The following is a 20,112-nucleotide window of genomic DNA, read 5'->3' as shown; positions in this document are numbered from 1 at the left end:
GCCGATAGAAGAAGCGGTCTTGCTCGACTATGTCATCTCCAAGCGCTAATAAATGCCCCCCGGCACCGCTGCGTATTGGTTCAGAAGCTCGTACCGAGGCACCATTGACCGCCAGCTATGCCAGCCGAGCAAACCTCCCTCGCCTAAGCGAGCGCTAACCGCCGGCCGGGAGCCCCACCCGGTCCAACTGGTCGCGGGAGCGGTCATCCGCTGAAGGTTTTCCGCTACCTGACTCCACGCCTGCTCCGTATCCTCGGGGGAGAACACCAGCCCAATATGCTTCGCACTCCGGCCGCTATCGATAACTTCCGAGGAAACGCTAAACATTTGCCCTGTGCTCAGGTTCATCTCCGCCGGCATATCAAGCAAGGAAACCTCAGGAGCGGGCGCCTCGCGTACCGTCAGTGGCACGGTGAGTTCTGCGTAGGCGCCGCACACCGACTCAATCCCAAACTTCAGTTCGCTCAGTCCGGCGTTAGCGATTGCTTCATACACACGATAAGAATCGAAATAAGCGTCGCCGGGAGCGTCAGAGGCCAGAGCGTCAAAGCTAGTCGACTCGCTCGCGGCCACGGCCCCCTCGTCGCTTACCAGCCACGACCACGCATCCCGAAAGCGCGGCAGCAATACATAATCGGAGCCCTCTCGGCGCACGAGCCGATAGCTGTCCTCAGCTAAGTTGCTCGGGCGATTCAACCACGTAAGAGCGGAAACCCCGCTGGGCGCATCGGCACTGAACCTAACCGGACGGACGTTGCCTTCAGACAGATAAATCGGCCCCTCCTCCAATGGATACTTCACCTCGGCCTGTGGGGTCCCGCAATCGCTCGGCATCACATTAACCGTGAAGCTAGCGACATCGTCGAGTACGCGTTCGGCGCCTCCCGCCTGAGCCTCCCGAAGACGTAGCGTTAGCTGGCGTTCGCCGACCTGGTCCGCGCCGAAGCGGACAATGTTGCGCTCAGCCTTGTAGCGAACGCTCCGGTCCTTATGCTGCACTGGGTGGAAAGCCTGCGCCGCATTTAAGTTGCTGCCTCCGTTCCCCCAGCCGCCGTCGACATCTTCAATCGAGCATGTCCGCACATACCCATAGCCGTAGTGCCCATCGGTACACGGACGCAGAACCAAGGTGTACGATTGCGGCTGACATCGAGTGCAACGCACAGTGCCCGTCAGAACTTCCGAGACATCGGCCTCGGCGGGCACTACCGCAAGCAAATAGCGCCCTTGCGATAACGGCAACTTATCTGCAGTAAACCAAGGGTCACGCGACCATGCATACACAAGGTCTTCAGCAACCGGCTCCCCCGTATCCTCGAACAACAGCAAAGAAAGCTCGGTATCCATTTCAATTTCGAAGACACCAGCCTCTTCGACCCGAATCGAGTACCAATGCACGTTACTCAAACCATGGGCATTCCATTGGCTGCTTGAGGTAACGGTGTTAAAGCGGCCGCTGACTGGCTCGCCAACGTCTAGAGCCGGATACCGCAACTCCGGCACCAAAGGCTCCCCGTCGATGAGATACTCGATCCAAACGCGGTTCTTAGCTCCGCCGCTGATCTCCAACGGGATGTCCAAAGCCTCGCCGACCCGTAACTCGATCCTATCGCCCAGCTCCGGCGCGACATCGATCACAGGTAGAGGAGCATCCACAACCGGCACTTGAATCTGGAACTCCTCCGTGACCCCATCAAGCAACCCATAAGTGGATACCGTCAAGGTGCCATCAGCGTCATTGGGCACGCCATCCGGGAGCACAAGTTGCAGAGCTTGCGGCACACTTCCTACGCTACCTTCATAGAAATACTGGAAGTAGCACTCGGCACGCCAAGCCAGTTGTAACTCCTTACCGTCCAGCCAAGCGCACTCGACTTCGGTGGGTTCGCTGCCGGAGATCTCCAGCCATAGGCGAGCATGATCCGCGTTGCGGTATAACACCTGCGGCGGGTCAAGCGGCATAAGGCGGACGCCTGCATCCGTACCTTCATCGACATGTAGCACGCTAACCGCAGTATGTTGGCCCAAGGAAACCAGGAGTTCCGCCTCGCCGTGGCCCACCACAATGAAGGAGCCATCCGCTTGGTACTGAGCGACGGCTGGCTCGGACACGGCAAATTCGGCGCCGAAGCGATCTTCGGTCACATCGATAACGTAGTCCTTATCGTTCGCGCGAACTTGAGCCTCAACGCTGAGTTGGATCGGTCCGGTGTTGTTGCTGAGGAACACGCGGGACTCCGTCGGCGTGACCGTCAGGCCGACCACATAGTCGCTGATGTCGGCGATGCTGTTCGGGTCAGTCGGATCGGAGCCTAGATAAATCTCCAGATCGTCCGGCAGGCCGTCGCCGTCGGTGTCGAGCTTGAGCGGATCGGTGCCGTAGACGTAGATCTCGTCGTAATCGCTGATACCGTTACCGCTGGTATCCCATAGCAGCGGATTGGTGCCGTAGTGCAGCTCTTGCAGGTTGGTCAACCCGTTGCCGGAGTAGTCTTCGTCGCCGTCATTGATGCCGTTGCCGCTGGTATCGGCCAACGTCGGATCGTAGCCCATTTCGTATTCCAGCCAGTTCGGCAGGCCGTCGCCGTCGTAGTCGCCGTCGCGCTGCAGAATACGTATGGAGAGGGTATTCGCCACTCGCAGCGGCTCGCCTTGGTACAAACCGCTCAGCTCGATGCGAACCGGCGTGCCATCGTCCACGCCCGTGTCGGTATGGCGCGGCAGGGTGATTTCGCCCTCGCTCCAGTCGAACGGGTGCTCGACCTCGTCGATCAGCACCCGGCCGTTGCTAATCGCGCTGCGGTCGATGCCGTCGCCGAATTCTAGCGCAAGCGTCAGGCTGGTTTGCTCCAGCGCATAACCGTTGCCTTGCTGCGGCAGGGCGACCTGCGGGCCGCAAATCTCACCTTCCTGTACGAGCACGGCGTCCTCTTCGGCTAGGCCGATCAGGTTCGAGTCGGCGGTGCTATAGCGATAGCAGCGGTTCAACTCGAAACCTTGGAAGACGAACTCGACCGTCGTTTCGTCGACGCGAGCATGACCGTAAACCGGCGCGTCATCGAGGTACAAACGCACCGGTTGGCCGTTACGCTCGGCGATCACCGGCTCGGTATAAGTGAACAGCAAAGTCGGTTCGGTGCTGTCGTGCGGCTGGCTAAAGGCCGCCGCACCAATCGCCGGCGGTCGCTTGGCGAAGTCGAGACGGTATTCGGCATTCAGCGGCAAGTCGGCCAGTTCCGGCTGCAATTGCTCCACGCTCAGCAGCACCTCTTCCACCGCCTCATTGCTGACTGGGAAGCTCGCCCGGCCACGCACCAGGTCGACCGTCGCTTCGTTGCCGAGCCCGTTCAGCTGCGCCGATCCCGTCACCCGCAGAGCGGCGCTGAAATCGGCATCGCGTCGACTGTTGTCGGCGTTACGCAAGGTGCTGACTCGGTTACCGAAATCGTCGACCAAACTGAGCTGCATGTGTGCTGTATCGCCGGCTTCCAGCACATCGGGGCGACCAAGCGGCTCCTGCGAGTCGATCTCGGCCAGTTCGAACAGCAACTGGGACGGCGCCCGCGCCAGCACGCGCAACGGCACGGCGTCGACGGTTTCCGGCAGGGTATTGGGGTTACCGTCGTGATCGTAGCGGAACTCGAAGCTGTCGCCACCCACTGCCTGCAACTGCATGCTGTAGTCGCCTACCATTCGACTCGCCGTGGCGCTCACCTCGGCGCGACCTTGACGCAAAGTGATCACTGCCCGCTCGCCGGCATGACCTTCATCGCCCACTAGCGGCTCAGTCCTTACATGGTCAGCGAAGCCGAAGTGGAAGGACGGCGCCACCACCTCAGCCAGCACTTTGACCTCACCCACACCAGTGGCGGCATTGCCCGCCTCATCGACCGCTTCCAGCGCAAAGCCAAAGGCCTGGCCGGCTTCCAGCGGGGGAATATGGCTCACCAACACGCCACTGGCCGGCCCCGGCAGGATTTGCAGCGGATGGGCGGTGTTCACCGTACTGCCGTACGGGATCACTTCGGCCCGCACGCGGTACTGCCCGCTGGTGCGCACGGTATCCATATCCAAGCTCGCCAAACCGGCGGCGTTCGTCTCGCTCACGCCCAGCTCGACGTCGTCGAGACTGCCGTCGAGGCGCTGCAGCACCCAGCGCACGCTCTGAGCCGGCACGTAGCGACCGGCGGAATCGAGCACCCGAACCTGCAACGGCAACGGCTCGCCGACGGTGGCGAAACTGCGGTTGAGATCGGCATCGCCGCCACGGTAGAACTCGATGGCGTTAGGCCGCTGCGTCAGCACGATGCTGAACGGCTCGGTCTCGTCAACCTGACCCAGCTCGTCGGTTACCCGCAGACTAAAGCGCATCTCATCGCCATGACGACCATCGCGCGGGGTGGATAAGGAGAAGTTCACGCTGTCCTGCGTCAGGCTGCGTCGATAAGCAATCTGCGGCGTTGGGCTGCTGTGGTCGATAGCCGCCAGCTCCAGCCGCGCGCCATCGTCCACCGCCCACAGATTGCCGACGCTGACGCGAAGCAGACTATTGAAGAACGCACTACCCGGCACGTCGACCACCAACTGCGAAGCATCCGGCGGGCTGTCCGGCACCACGGTAATTTCAACCGTATCGCTCACCACCTGGCCGCGGCTGTCCTCGACCTCGACCAGCAGGGTCTGGGTATGCGCAGTATCCAGGCGCAAAGCGCGCGAATCCAATATGTCAAAGCTTGCGGTCACGGTACGCGGCGCATTGTCGTAGCTGCGGCGGAAGGTCTCGCCGTGCCAGTGCACACGCACTTCGCGCAAGGCGACTGCATCGCTTGCGCTAATCCGCACCGGGAAGCGGCTTTGCTCGCGCACCTGCTCCGGCGCCTCGATGGCATCGAGACTCGGCGGGTTATCTTCGACAATAGCGAAGCTCGCCGCCACTTGCCGCTCGTTACCCGCATTATCGACCACAATCACCGAGTAATTCAGCGTCGCACCGGCCTGCGCCGGGGCTTCTTGGTAGCTGAACACGCCGGCGTCGAAGGCGGCGGCGACAATCAAGCCATCGCGGCTCAACAAAGCGTAGTCGATGCCGCTTTGCGAGTCGTCCAGCTCGACATTGACGGTAAACGGATGGCCCGCGGCCAGGCGGCCGTCGATCATCGGCCCGTCGACGCTAATCGTTGCGTTGGGCGGGAACGGGTCCAACAGGCGCGGGAAGCTCTGCGCGGAGGATTCAACGTAATTGCCGTAGATATCCACCGCGCGCACCCTGATGTAGTGCCCGCTGTGGCTAAGATCGAAGTTGCGCTCGATGATGTACTCGGGGCCGTAGTGACGACCGAGAATCTCAAACGGCCCATTGGGGCTCGCGCTGGCGTAGAACTCGACCTGCTGCACCGGCTGCGTGCTGTTATGCACGTGGGCCTGCATCCGCAATGGCCGCGGTAAGTAGAAGTTCTCCAACTCGACGCTGACGCTGAACGGATTGGCCGGCAGCTCCTCGCCTTGCAGTAATACGCGCCGCGGGGCGGATCTCAGCACTTCGCCGGTTACCGTTTCGATCTCGCTGTGCAGCTCGAACGGGAAGCCGTTGCGTAGCGAGGCGAGCACCGGTACCCGGGCGCTAAACGGCGCCTGACTGCTGCGCGCCACCAGCTCGCCGTCGAGGTAGTAACGCACTGCGTTGACGCCGCGGCTGTCCTCCAGCGCGAAGCGAATATGCTCGCCCTGGCTGAACACAGTATTGGGTGCCGGTGCGGCCAGCGCCGGGTTGGCGCTTAGCCAGGCAGCCGGCAGCTCCCGCAACTCAAAGCCAAAACCACCCTTACCGCCCACTAGCCAACCGTCTTCGGCGGCCAACGCAGTCACGCTGGCGTCAAAATCGATCGTGTAGTCGAGCAGCCGCCATTGAATCGGGTCGAGCGCCTGCACCTGCTCGCCGGTCGCTATCCACAGACGGCCTTGAGCATAATGCAGCGCCGTGATCGGGCCGTCGAAACGCATCACCGAGTCGGTCATATCCACCAACCGCAGCCGGTAGACGACATTATCCAGCGCGTAGAACAAGTGATCGCCATCGCTCGCTAGCAAGCGAATCGGGCTTGCTGCGTTCAAGAGGTTGTTCACCTCGACCACGGCATCGACCAAGGGCAGCCCGCCCGGCCGTACGCTATGCACACGGCCGTTCACAGTACCGACGAAGACACGTTCCTGCACCGCCACCAGCGACTCGATGGCATCGCCAGTCTCCAGCTCCAGGCTATCGCGCCGCGACGGCTCGTGCCGGTCGGCGAAGTACAAGGTGGAACCGCGGCTGGCGACCACGTAATCCTGGGTGAGGGCGATATGACGATAAGCACCGCCACCGAACACCTCGAATGCCCGCTCGACCCGATCCAGGCCGATGACCCGTGCATGGCCCGGCTGCACCAAATACCGCGTGTCGAGTGCGGCCGCCACACCCTGACTGGCTTCGGTATACGCCGCCGGATAGACCCGCGACTGCCAGCCGCCGGCGGCATCGCGATCTAGGCGAATGGCGCCATAGTGATCGGCGCCGAGAGTCACTGCACCGTGGGCGACGGCGACGTCGCGGATCAAGCCGCGCTGGCGCTCCGGCTCAAACAGCGCCCGGCTCTCACCGGCGGCGAAGTCTAGACCCAGCACGGTTCCGGTGGCACCGCCGATCCACACGCGGCCGCCAATCAGCACCGCACCGTCCACACGCTCGCCGAGTATCAGCGGATAGGTACCGACCAACAGCGGCTGTCGGCCGCTGGCCACGTCGATGATCTGCACGCTCTGTTCACGAGCCGACAGCGCCAGCAATTGCCCCTGCAACCGCAGCAGGCGATCGGCCGCTACGCCTAACTCGAAGCGCTGTTCGTTGAAGTCCGGCGTCAGCACATGCAGGCGGCCCTGGGGTGACGCGACGTAGAGCAGGTCGCCGTGGCTCGCCATGGCGCTGAACTCGCCGGAGCGGGTGTGGCGGATACTGAAGTCCGCCGCCAGCCGCGCGACCTGCAAGCGGCTCAGGACGACAAAGCCGCCATCGGCTGCCTGAATATCGAGTACCGGCCCGGACAGGCTCAGATTCGCGACCGGCTCCAGGGCGTTGCCGGCAACCTCGAAACCCGTGAGCTCGCGGCCTATTACTGCCAGCACCCGCTCATCCACCGCCGCCAAGGCCGTCACCGGCTGGCTCAATGGCTGCGTCGATAACACACGGTAATCATCGGTCGGGTCCAGCACGACTAACCCGATACCTTGCTGTGCCACTAATAAACGCTCGCCGAGCGGGGCGACGGCGGTTACCGGCGCTTCCAAGGTGGCGAGCAGGGCGCCGTCCAGATCGCGCAGTTGGCGGCCGCTGATGAAAACGGCATCCCCCACATCGGGCAGGGCCAAATCGAAACTGCGGGTTTGGCCCAGGCGCTGCACGCCCAGCGTATCCACCACTCGGATGTCGCGCTTGATTTCGCTGCGGTTGCCGTACGGGTCGGCCACGCTGGCCACGACACGGAGCGAGTCGACCGCCTCGGGGACGGTGAACTCCAACTCGCGCTCGCCGGCGAACAAGGTGCTACCGTCCTCGGCGCGCACCACCAAGCTTGCCACGGCATCGGCAGCCAACTCGCCACTGATGCGCAGGTGCTGATAAGAGCCGACCAATACCTGCGGCTGCACACCTTCCAGGGTAAAGCTCGGCTGCTGTAGTTCGGGGAACACACGGATGCCGACTTCGGATTCGCTATAGCGATACTGCTCGCCGTAGTAGGCACGCACGCGCACGAACAGATTGTCCTGCTCGCTTACCGCCGGGGCACGCAGGGCGAGCTGGCCGGCGGCGCGGGCGCTGTAGACGCGACCCAGCAGATTGCGGTTGAAGTCGTACAGACTGATCTCGGCATGGCGGAACGGCTCGCCGCGCTCGCTGGCCCGGTATTCCACCGTAATCGCCTCGCCGGCGATAAAGCCGCGGTTGTGCTGCGGCTGCAGCAACAGAACCTCATCCCGCTCGGGGTCGTTAGCCGCCAGACTCAAATCGATGCTGCGCTCGACGCTGCCGTTGACGCGCAGCTCGAAGGCCTGCGAACCGACCGCCTCGTCCAACGCCAGCCACTGCGCGGCACCGCCGTCGACGCTGGCGCTAAACGGCCGCGCCAACGTGCCCTGGCCGAGTTCCAACCGCCGAATGCGGGCCGCCTCATCCAGGCTGACCTGCACCGGCACCACGGCACCGGCGGTCAGCGTGGTGCCGGTATCCGGCCTCACCGTGTCGATCGCGGTGTAGCCGCTGCTGAGATAGCTGAGGCTGATTTCGACTTGCTGGCCGGCGCGGTCGCGGCGCAGCACGCGAAGCTCGCCGCCGGTAAGCGCCGCACGCGGCAAGAACCACTGCCGTTCGCCATCCCAATGCGGGGCGGCGGGCAGAACACGGCCGGCGGCGTCGGTGAATTGCACCTCGCTACCACCCAAGCTGGCGCTGTCGGCCACGCCGCTGATCAGTACGCCCTGCGCCAGCTCGGTCAGCTGCGGCTCGAACGGAGTGTCCTCGGCGCTTGCTCGCAGCTGGCGACGGCGCAGCTCTGTGCGCTCGGCGCTTACCACCCGTTCGTACAAGGCATCGCCGGCGAACTGCAACTCGCTGGCACCATTGCGCCACAATCCAACCAGCTCCGCGTCGCGATAAACCTGCCAGGTGTTGTCGGCGTAGGGGCCATCCACCTGCAACCACACGAGTTCACCGTCGGCACGCGCCTGGTATACCGGGCCACCGGCGGCCACCGTCGCCGTCTCGGCCAGGTGCCCTTCGGTATCGAGCCGGGCAAAGCGCAGGGTTTCGCCGGCCCAGCTTAGCAACCGCTCGCCGGCAATATGGAAACCATCCTGCCCCGGTAGCGCAACGAGGGCTTGCCGTACCAAACCGCCGTGTTCGCTATAGAAACGATACAGCCCCGACTCGCTCAGCACATACAGATACTGGGCGTCGACTTGGGCGGCGCGCGGCGCCTCGTCAGCAGCTGACCGATACCGGCGATGAACTCGCCGTGCTGGAATTGATACGGCGTAAACAAACGCCCGTGTTGGACAAAGAAGGTGTCGCCGCTGGCGCCCACCAACTCGCCGAGTAGCGGCTGCCGCACAGGGTCGGCCCAGGCGCCGTCGATCAACGGCCAGAACAACAGAGCCCGTTCGCCGCCCAGCTCTTCTTCCGCCAGCAGACCGCTGCCGGTGTAGTGCAATTGATGCAGGCGCGCAGCCGGCGCCTGATGCAGCACACCGTCGATATCGCGTAGCTGATAGCCGCCGTCGAGGCCGCCGACTGCCCACACTAGGCCCTCGCCGGCGGCCACACCCGGCGCCACGGCGAACTGCTCTAAGCGGCCGTCGGTGCGTGGCAGGCTGGCGACGATACTCGTCGTCGCGCCGAGGTAAGGCAGTTTGGTTAGGGTTTCGTTGATCGCCAGCTCGTTATCGGAGCGGTCGCGCAGCAGCGCTTCCACCGCGACCGCCGCACCGTCGACGGACAACGCCACGCCACGGGCGACACCATCCATCGGGATACTCGCTACCGGCATGCCGGTGGCCGGATCGCGTACCAACACGGCCGAACTGTCGGCAAACGTCGGCATGCTTTCCGGGCGCGCGGCCTGCACCCACAGCTCGGTACCGCCCAGCACGCTTGTTGCCGGCAGCAGCTTGAGCGTCGGCTCGGCGTCGATGCCGTCGTTGCGCAGCACGTTGAGGAAGCGGCGCGCGCGCAGGCCGTCGACTTCCAAGCGCACCACCACAACGGCACTGTCGTTGATGATCGGCAAGCGCTCGCTATGGGCAAAGCGCGTGGTTTCCTCCAGCGAGCGGGTCAGCGTGGTCACCGGCTCCTCGCTCTCCACGCCGCCGACGTCGAAGTACAGTTCGGCCTGCGGCACGTTGCGCATCATCAGCTCGAACTCGACCGCCTCGCCTTCGTAGAACTCGGCCCCGTTGGCCGGCGCGAGGATGTCCACCGCCGGCTCGCCGAGGCTGGCGTCGTACGGCTGCACGGTAATGGTCTTAACGTCGCTGACGTTCTCGTTCGGGTCCCAGGCACGGGCGGCGATAGTCAGCGGATCGGTCGAGGTCGGCGTATAGGTAAAGCGGTCCGGCCGTGCGGTCGCTTCCCAACCACCGCCGTTCACCGCCACTTCGATGCGGTCGATGCCGTAACGGTCGAAGGCCTGGAAGATCACGTCGAGCGGCTCGTCGAGCAGCACGCGATCGCCGTCTCCCGGGGTTACGATCTGCAAGGTCGGCGGCGTCACATCGAGATGTAGTGTGTAACTGTCGTCGACCTGGCGCGTGCCGGCGAAACCGTATTCCAGATGCAGGCGCACCGGCACCTGATCGGACGGCTCGATATCCGCCAGTTTGGGATGCAAGTAGGACAGGCTGGTCGTCGCCGTGCGGGTATTCGGGTCGAAGTCCACCGCCAACGGATACCAGGTATCGAACACGCGCAGCTCGGCGCGAGTGATTAGATCGCCGTCGCCGCTGATATCGAAGCGAATATCGGCGCGACTCATTTCCTCGACCAGCTCGGGGGCGGTATACACCGGCGAAACATGGATCTCGGGGTCGACCACGGCGGCGTCGAAGCGCTGCTCGGCGTAGTTGCCGGCACGATCCTCGGCGCGCAGGATGACGGCGAACTGGCCGTCGCTTTCCTGCGCGTGATAGACCAACCCTTGGTTGAGCGACTGATAAGGGCCGAAGCTTATACCGCCGTTAGTGGACACCCGCGCCGAGAAGCGAAGCGCCTCGGCCGGGTCACGATTGTCTTCCGCGCTTGGCTGGAAGGTATAGCTGCGGCCGCGGGTCAACTGGGTCGCGGCGGTCAGCGGGTTGCCGTCGAGACTCAGCGCCAGCTCACGCGGTGGCAGCACGTCTTGGCTGACGAACTCATGCTCATAACGCCCGTTGTTGAGATCGGCGCGTTGTACCGGCAGGTTGCCCTGGCGGTCCGCTAGGCCGTCGATGACGAGCTGGTAAATCCGGTTGTGTTCCAGGGCACCGCTGCGCAGCCGTGCTTCGACGATATTACCCGTTACCCGCAGCTCGAAGCGGTCGCTCACATCGAGCGGTTCGGCGCCGGAGTAATCCTGCACCACGGCAATCACCTGGAGATGATCCGCCATCATCGGTTCATCGAAGGTCAGGCGCAACGGCTCCACGTAGCCAAGCCGCTGCGTCGTAATCAAGCGCGGCGGCACGTCGTCAATGCCGGTGAGCAGCTCGGCGGCAGTCACCTCTTCGCCAGTGGCCGGCTTGCGCACCACGACCTGATACTGCACACCGTGCTCGACCGCCGGTGCGCTGAACACCAGCCCTTCGGCGGTTTTCCGGAAGCTGACGCGGTTATTGTCGCTAGGCACGAAGCCGGCACCATGCTCAAGCCAGTGCACGGACAGCTCGCCTTCAAAGCCCAGCCCGGTGACGCTTACCTGCGTACCACCGGCCTCGCTGACCCGATCCGCCGCTTCGGCATGGTCGGTGCTTACCGTGTGGAGTTCCAGGGCTTGGCCGACGAATACCGCCGCCGGCAACACCTCGGTTTGCCCGGCCTGAGTCACGCGCAAGGCATGCAGCCCAGCCTCCGGCACGGCGGCGCTAAAGCGCAGCTCGCTGCCTGCGTCATTGACCGTCCACTGCGCCGGCTCAAGTTGCAAGCCACCCAACCTCAGCTGCTCGGCCTGGTGTAAACCGCTGCCGTAGACGGTGAATTCGGTGAGCCGATTGCTGATTGTCGTGCCGGGACGCAGGCCGCTCAGCGCCAGCGGCTCCAGCCCGAACACGTCGGCCGCTTGCAGGTACCAGGGCATGGCATAGTCGATCTCGACGCCCTGGACCACGTCGGCCGGCGGATTGAACAAGGCCACCCGGTAGCCGCTCTGCGCAGTATAGCGGTCGGCACCGAGTAGCAATTGCAACTGTTCGCCCAGCAGGCGGGACTCACCGGTCATGCGGTAGTCATCCTCTTCACGGATGACATCCAACAGAACCTGCGACCAAGCGGCAGGAGCGCCGGTAACGGCCAAAGCAACCTGCTCGTCGTCCGCACCGATCCGCACCCCCGGCACCGGTCCTAAGACGTTGGCCACCGGTACGCGCACATTGTGATACTGCTGTGCGGCGCCCCATTCCAGCAAGTTGCGCTGGAAGCGCAGCCGCTCCGGCGCCGTATCGTCGATGAACACCTCGGCTACCGTCGCCAGCCGCAGGTCTTCGCCTAGCTCAAGCGCCGGGCGGACGTCGTATAGCATCAAACTCCGGTCGCTACGATGCACGGCAAGCAGTTCACCGTTCAACACCGCACTAGTCATGCCGCCGATGCTACGCACGCCCAGTGCTCGCAACTCGCCGCCGTGCGGCACGCGACCGGTGTCGTAAAGCTGTAGGTTGCTGGCACCGTGCAGCAGCAGACGCTGCGGCGAGAGCTGTAAGGCCTGCGGGTTAATCACTGAGTGATACAGCTCGGCGACGATCGTTTCCGGCGTGTGGAGGTGGCGGACCTCTAGCGTAAAGTCGGTGAGCAGATACAACATCTGCTCCTGCACGCCGAAGTCGATCACCGAGTCGGTCAGCACTTGCCATTCCTCGCCGCCGATCCGACCCAGCAGGATTTGCTCGCCGTCATCGGCCACGATAGCGCTGCCGCTCAGCGCCAGGCGTTGGAAGGCCTTGCCGCTTGGGTTGCTGAAGCGGTGCAGCCGCTTGGGCGCGTAGACATTGCTCAAGTCGTAGACCAACAACTCGGCGGCCGTGGTCGCCATCAGGGCGTAGTCCTGGCTCAGCGCCAAAGCGGCCACTCCGGCGCCGTCCCACTCCAGCACGGAGAGGAACACCGGCGCAGCGCCGTCGCGGGTCGTGTACAGCTCAGGCGTGCTCCCGGCAACCAGTAACAAGTCACCGGCGCGGTCACTGGCGCGTACTCCTCGAAGCTGCGAGACGGGCCCGAGGCCGACGCTCAAGGAGTCGTTGCTGATCGCGTCCAGCCCGTTGTGCATATTGCCGACCTCCAGGCTCACCGGCCCCAGCAGGTTCTCCGGCAGCAGGAAGCTGAGCATATCGGCGCCTTCCAGGCGCACGTCACGCACTGGCAGGCCATTGGCGGTAATCCGCGTCATCGGCCCCAGACCTTCGCCGACGATGGCGACGCGCTGGTCGCTTTGGTACAGCAAACGATGTTGATAGGGGTTAAAACCGTCGGCGAGCGGCTCGAAGGTGCCGATTTGCTCGATGCTGGGCTCGGCGACGTAGGTGAAGGCGCCGGCGCGGAAATCGCTCATCGCGCCGTTACGCACTTCAAGGCCGACCAAGCGGTTATCCGTCGGCCGGCTGTCCAGCCGCGGCAAGCGGAAGCGGACCTCGTCCGCCGTCAGCGAGACGATAGCGGCCGGGTCCACCGCCTGACCGCCGAGCACAATTTCGGTGCCGCCGGTAAAACCGGTGCCCAGCAAGCGGATCTCGTCGCCACCGCGCCAAGAACCGTGCACCGGCTCCAGCCGCTCAATGGCCGGCTGCGCGTCGGCAGCGGCATCGAAGCGGAAGCTGTATTCCGCCGGCAGGGTGTTACCGTGCAGATCGCGCACCGCTTGACTGACCCGGACCCGATAGCGACGACCGTCTTGGAAATCGCTCGCCGGGCGGAAGTACAGACGCGTGCCCGTGTTATTCACCTGCGAGGAGACGTAGCCCGGTATCGGCGCGCCGGACAGGCTGACTTCCAACAGGCGGTCGGCGACATCGCGCAATTGCTCGGGGTCGAGGATGCGGTTGAACTGCACCGCCACCGCTTGATCAATCGGATGTGTGGCCATCGGTTGCGGTGTCTGATCGACAATCACCAACTGATCGTTGACGATGGTGTTCAACCCGCCGCCCAGGCTGCCGGCCGCGACAGCCGATGCGATCGGGTTGCCGGTTGGTTGTCCGTCGACATAGATGTAGGCGGTGCCGGCGTAGATGGCGTCGCCGCCGAAGGCGAGCGCGTTGACCGCGCCGGTCACCGAGAAGTAGTGCTGCAACTGGACGGCGCGCTGATACTGACCGTCCAGCCAGGGCGAGATGTCGAACAACTGCACGTCGCCTTCGCCGGCCGCCACGTACAATGTCTGGCCTGCGAGCTGCAAGCGACCGGCGAAGATATCGCCGTTGCGCAGCAGATACGCCAGCGGCAGTTCAGCGACTGCCGCAGTGCGCTCGTTCGGTTGCAGCGCGTAGAGCACCACTTTAGCGCTGCGGCCGCTGCTGGCCAGCACGCGATCGCCCCGCACCAGGATATCTTCGGCGGCGAACGCATAGCCGGCGCGGTCGACGCTGGCAAAGCGCTCGGCCACCGCGAAATCGCCGCCGGTGAGGTCGAGCCGCAGGATTTCCTGGGCGTCGGTCAGCGCCACGGTGAGGTGACGGCCGCTGACTTGCAGCGCCCCCGGCGTACCGCCGAGGCGCTCGCGGTCAATCCGGACTATTTGCTGCAGCCGCCGTTCGACGTCGCGGCGATAGACAGCCAGGCCGTCGTCGCCGCTGACGTAAATCAGCCCGTCCGCCACCGCCAGCCGGTTACCCAGCGCCGGCAGTTGCTCGACGCTCAGCAGTAACGGCTCGGCCGCCAGGGTAATATCGAAGTGATAGAGCCGATCGCCGCCCAACAGGTAGAGATCCCGCTCGTCCAGGACGATATCGCGGAAGCCGTCCGGCGGCAGCGTCTCATCCAGATGATACGGCTGCTCCAGGTCGGCGAACTGGCGGTAGACGACATCCGGCCGCACCGGGTCGGAAATATCGGCCACTACTAATTGCGCTCGGCTGGTGGTCGGGTAACCCACCACCTTGCCAGTGCGATCGACGAGTTCGTAGCCGCCGCCGGTGACGGCGTAGACGATTTGATCGCCCAGTGCGATGGCGGTAACCGGGCTGGAGCGGTGGTCGCCAGCGGATAGATCCACCGAGCCGGTTTCGCGGCCCGCGTAGAAGTAGCCGTCGCGGTAAACATCCTGCTCGTCCGGGAACAACTCGCTGCCGGCAATGACATCGGTATAGCCGAAGTCGCCGGCCGGCACCCGCACGCGCAGGTGGTTGCTGCTCAGCAGGCGCAGATCGCCGACCTGAGCGCTGCCGAAATGGACCGTCGTCGCGTGGCTGAAGCCGCGGCCGCGGATATCGACGAAGTTGCCGCCCTGCGGCGGGCCGGAGGCCGGATCGATATCCTCGATGGAGACGCGCGGCAGCACAACCAAGGCGCCCGGGCTCACGGCCGCGATGCCGCCGCGCTCGACGGTGAGACTCAAACTTGCGCTGGCGGTCGGCAGGCGCAGACGCGGCAGGTCGAAGTAAATGGCGTCGTCGGCAACGCCGCTGATCGCCGCCGCCGGAATCGCCTCATCGCCCACCCATAACCGTAAGCTGTCCGGATCGCTGCCGAAACCTGCGCCGAACACCACGGCCTGTTCATTGCCGTCGGCATGGAAATAATGCAGCCCCGGCTCGCCGTCGCGGATCCGCGCCACGCCTTCGATACGCGGCCGCTGACCGTCGATTAGGGTGTAGTCGGCGCTGACCGCCACAGTGAGCGGCTCGCCGTTGAGCGCACGCAGCTCGGTGCCGACCTGCAGCGTCAGCCCGCCCTCATACGTCAAAGCCTCGGTGAAGCGGATATCGATGTAACCGCCTGCCAAGGTATTGATACCCTCTAGAGTATAGGCATCGCTCGGCAACGCGCTGCCGTCGGCCTGCCTCAAGGTCAGGGCGGCCGCCAAGGCCTCGGCCTCGGTATTGAACAACTGGCTGAGCTGGACCCGAATCCGATCGCTGGAGGCAAGTTCGCTGCCCGACGGCGGCTCGATCGAGGTGACCGCCAAACGCGGAGTCGGCATCACGGTAGCGCCGCGCCCGCCACCGACGAACACCCCGCCGACGTTAGCAAACAAGGCATTGGACGCCGAGCCCAGGCTTTGCCAGTAAGCGGTATCGTAGTGGCCGTCGGCATCGCGGTGGAGGACTAGGTATTGATCGCCGCTGGTCACCACCACCTGGCCGTGCTGCACCAACATGGACACACTGTCGAGCTTACTCACCGCGCCGCGCGCGACCGTTTGCACGCGGTAACGCTGCTCGCCGCCCAAATCTTCGAAAATAGCCAGCTTGAGCGCGCCGTCCTGGGCGAACAGCACATAAAGCGCATCGCCACGCCAAGCCACATCCAGCGGCCGACCGCGCAGTTCATCCTCGGCGAAGGCCAAGGTGCTGTAACCGGCGGGCGGATCCAGCGCCGGGTCGCTCACAGCGAAGAAGCGGACAAAACCGGTGCCCAAGTCGTTGTGCGCCGCCAAGGCCAGGATGCCACGCCCGCGATGCAGGTCGAGGTCGCTGGCGATATTACCGGGCACCGGCAGTTTATGAACCAGCAGCGGGCGGCTCAGATCGTGCACGTCGACGACCAACAAGCCGTCGCTACCGCTAGCCAGATACAAGGCGCCGCCCTGGCTGACCAGGCCGGTCACCGGCTGCTCGGTGCGCATCTGCGCTAGCCGCACCGGCCGACCCCAGACGGCAATGTCGTAGATCTCCAAACCGCTGGGCATCAGGAAGCGGTTCTCGGCACTCGGCTCCGGACCGTCCTTAACGCCGACGAAGAGGATATCGCCGCGGCTTTCGGCGGCACCGACCACCATCGGCGGGTAATTCGGCAGGTCGATCGAACGGCCTTCGCTCATCGTGTACGACAGGTTGCCGACGTACAGCTCGTCGCTGCCGTGCACCAGATACAGCCGGTACAGTTCGGGCGCGGTCACACCCGGCGCGCGGAAGCGGAACTCGTCGAGGCTGACCACATTGTCTTTAAGATCGGAGATGTAGGTGCCCGCCGCCACTTCTTCGGTGCGAATCTCCTCGCCGCTGGGCGAGCGCAGCACGATCTTAGTGCCCGGCAGAATGGCCGGGGTGTTGCTACGGATCGCCACCACGGCACCGCCTTGGGTGCCAGCGGTATCGGTCGACTGCTCGAAGTCGACCAGATCGGCCGCTTCGACCAACACGATGGCACCCGGCAGCGCTGCGGTCAGCCCGCCATCGACCACCCGCAGGTGATGCTCGCCCAGTTGCAGCGGCAGCATCTCCAAGCTACCGGCCGGCAAGCGCAAGGTATTCTCGTCGACCCACACAGGGTCCAGGGCATAGGGGCCGATGTAGGCTTGCAGTTCCGCGCTATTGCGGAAGCCGGCGCCGTGGATTTCGATATCCGCATAGTCGCCACGCCGTGCCAGGCCGTTTTCCACCCACTCGATGACTGGCCGCTGGGCGTTCGCCGGCGCCGCCGTCAGATGCGTCACAAACGGCCGCCACAGCGCCCCGCCGCGTTGGTTACGGGCCTCGTCGATCCGCAATTGATAGGTCGCGCCCGGCTCGCGCGGGAACTCGAACCGATAGCGGGAGTAGGCATCCTCGCCATCGCCCAACGGCGTCACGGTCACCGGCACGGCCTCACCGCCCACGCGCTGTACACTGACCGCCGCCAGCGAAACCTCGGTAATCGGCTCGTTGAATTGCAGCTCAAGCCCTTCGTCGGAGGCGATCAAGGCGCCTTCCGGTAGGGAAGCCTCAAGCACCACCGCGCCGGGCAGCTCGAACACCGTCATGGCTTGATCGGGGGCGACGGCGACGATGCGCTCGCGGTAAATGTCGAGCGCGGCGACCGCTTCCTGGTTGCCCGCCGAGATCACCTGCGGCGCTAACGGTTCGTGAATATCGACCGCCACCACCCCGGTGCCCCCGGCAACCAGCAGTACATTGCCGAACAGGTGCAAGCGATTACCGCGCCCGGCCACGCCTTGCAGCGTGTTGCCCAGCTCAAGCCGCGTGGTTTGCTCCGGCCGGTCGCGGTGCAGGATGACCAAACCCTGGTCGCCCACCGCGGCGAGCAGATAATCGCCGTAGACCGCCAAGTCATGCACGTTGCCCGCAACCCTATAGCTCCGGGTCAAGGCCGGGTCGAACAGATGTTGCGCCGAGATGGTCGAGCTGTCCCGATCACCGGCGAGGCCGGCAGATAGCCCGCCGCAGATCGGCGGAGCCGGCACCCACACGCTCGACGCCCGGGTGCCGCCGCTGAACAACCAGCGGCCGTCGGTGACCAAGGTATTGGCTCCTATCGGCGCGCTATCCTCGCCGATGTACACCGGGTCGTACGGATCGGCGTAGTTCACCGCTGCAGCCACCCTCGGGCGTTATTGCGGGTCTGTCCGAAATCGCAGGGTTCCTGCGGCCCGTCGCCCTCCAAGGTGCCGAGCTCGGCCTGGAGAGCGAATAAGCTGTTACCCCACTTAAGGACATCGGTGACAGTCATATTGCCACCGTCGTGCAAAGTTTGAGACAGCAACTGCAGGCCGTTTTGCTCGTCGAGATTGAAGCGCACCGCACCGGCAGTACCGGCGGCTAGGTACAAGCGCTTGCGCTCAACGCCTTCCTCGCGCTCGATCACACTGTGGATGCGTAGCGAGTCCGCGCCGATCGGCAGGTAGGGCTGCTGTGCCTGCAACTCCTCGTAGCGTTGCCGCTCTTCATCGCTCAGTGCCGCTTCGCCGAACTCAGCGTTGAACGCTTTGCCGCTCAACCGCAGGTACTCGGCGTAAGCGGCTAGATCGTTGCGTCCGCTCGGGCCCGAAGGCAGAGCGCCGACACCGCCGACCAGCAGCGGTTGGCGGGCATTTTGAATGTCGAAGCTGCTTAGCAACACGGGGTCGGAGAACAGCAGGCCGTGGGCCTGGAACACCGGCCCGCTCAGGTTGCCGTCTCCGGCGACAGCAATGCCACCGTAGTGACGGGTGAACAAACCGCTGTTGGTGATCGCCACCCCGGTGGCCTGGTCGATGACGATATCGGTCGGGTACAGATCGCGCGCCGGATGGCTGGCCAGGCGGCGCAGCCCGTAACCGAAGCCCTGCTCGCCGGATAGCACCGTCCGGGTGCCGTAGCGGTCTTCGCCGTAAACGTTGTGCAGCCCCGGCGTACCACCGCCGGTGACTACTTCGATCTGCTCGCTGGAGAGCACGCGAATGCTGCGCACCGGCACCGAGCCGATTTTGATCTTAAGGCCGTCCATCACCGTGTTGCCCGGTTCGAAGCCCTGGCCGGTGATGATGACGGTATCGCCGCCGGCGCCACTGCCCCATTGCGGGCTGATGGCATCGAACTGCAAGGGCGCATCGACCGCCAAGGCGCCGCGCAGGAAGGCTTCTTCCCAGGCGCCGAAGCGCTCGACGGCCACCGCCACATCGTAAATACCGGCGCTGGCAATCGCCGGCACTTCGGCACGAATAATCGCGGCGCGTTCGCGCTCGTCGTTGGATTCGATGTCGACGATGCGGGCTGCTTGCGCACCGACGTAGACCCGGACGCGCTCGGCATCGGTGGGGATACCGATACCGGAAACGGTAATCTCGTGGGCGGCGGCCAGCGGTATGCGCCGCGGCACCACCGCTTCCAACCGCAGGCTGTCCGGCCGGCGGCCGCGATACAGCAGCGGGAATTGCTGGCTCTGACGCAAGCGGTACATCGGCGTGACCGCACCGTTATCGAGCAGATTGACCGACTCGACGCCGGCTTCGGCCACCGCAGTGAGCCGGTCGCCGGCTTGCAGAGCGCCGGCATCGACCAGGGTCAGCCGAGCGTCGTTATTGCTGATCGCCACCTCGACCGGCAGCGGCTCGCCGGCCGGGCCCAGCAAACGGAAGCGATGGCGGTTGTCCGGCCAGTTGTCGATGGCTTTATTAAAGCGCAGCCAGACCACCAGTTCGTTATTGGCATCGCGATCGAGTATGCCGTTGGCGGGGTGGATGCCATGCACCTTGAGCACCACATCCGGCGTCACTTGCACCACATTGCCGCTGCCGCGCCGGCCTGCCGAAATGGCCGCGTAGTCGCTCGCCAACACCACTTCCAGCCGGTTGCCGGGGAAGGCTTCCATACCTTCGGTGACCAAGGGCGCGGCCGGGTTAGTCACATCGACCGTCGCCACACCGCGCTCGCCCAGCGCCAGGTAGGCGACTGAGCCGCTCACCGAGACATCGTGCACAAAAC

The 20,112-nt window shown here is 64.4% G+C and carries 3 protein-coding genes; all 3 read right to left on the bottom strand.

Annotated elements, in window-relative coordinates; translation table 11 throughout:
- Positions 1-45: 45 nt before the first annotated feature.
- Genes CAI21_RS19515 through CAI21_RS19505 form a run of 3 tightly spaced genes read right to left on the bottom strand, consistent with a single transcriptional unit; the run spans position 46 to position 20,107 of the window.
- A complete protein-coding gene (locus CAI21_RS19515) occupies positions 46-8,970 on the bottom strand; it encodes an Ig-like domain-containing protein (RefSeq protein WP_116303832.1) in 8,925 nt (2,974 codons plus the stop codon).
- The gene (locus CAI21_RS19510; protein WP_181919545.1) at positions 8,964-18,239 is read right to left on the bottom strand and encodes an IPT/TIG domain-containing protein; all 9,276 of its coding nucleotides are present in this window, start codon (positions 18,237-18,239) and stop codon (positions 8,964-8,966) included. The genes CAI21_RS19515 and CAI21_RS19510 overlap by 7 nt, the downstream gene beginning before the upstream one ends.
- Positions 18,236-20,107 (bottom strand): IPT/TIG domain-containing protein, encoded by a 1,872-nt coding sequence (locus CAI21_RS19505; RefSeq protein WP_116303830.1) that lies wholly within the window; start codon positions 20,105-20,107, stop codon positions 18,236-18,238. Before CAI21_RS19505 ends, CAI21_RS19510 begins: the two co-directional genes overlap by 4 nt.
- Between the last annotated feature and the right edge of the window lie 5 nt (positions 20,108-20,112).

It is taken from the genome of Alkalilimnicola ehrlichii (genome assembly GCF_003399765.1).
GTDB lineage: Bacteria > Pseudomonadota > Gammaproteobacteria > Nitrococcales > AK92 > AK92.
The sequence above is the reverse complement of the archived record's forward strand: the minus strand, read 5'-3'. Positions and strand labels throughout refer to the sequence as shown.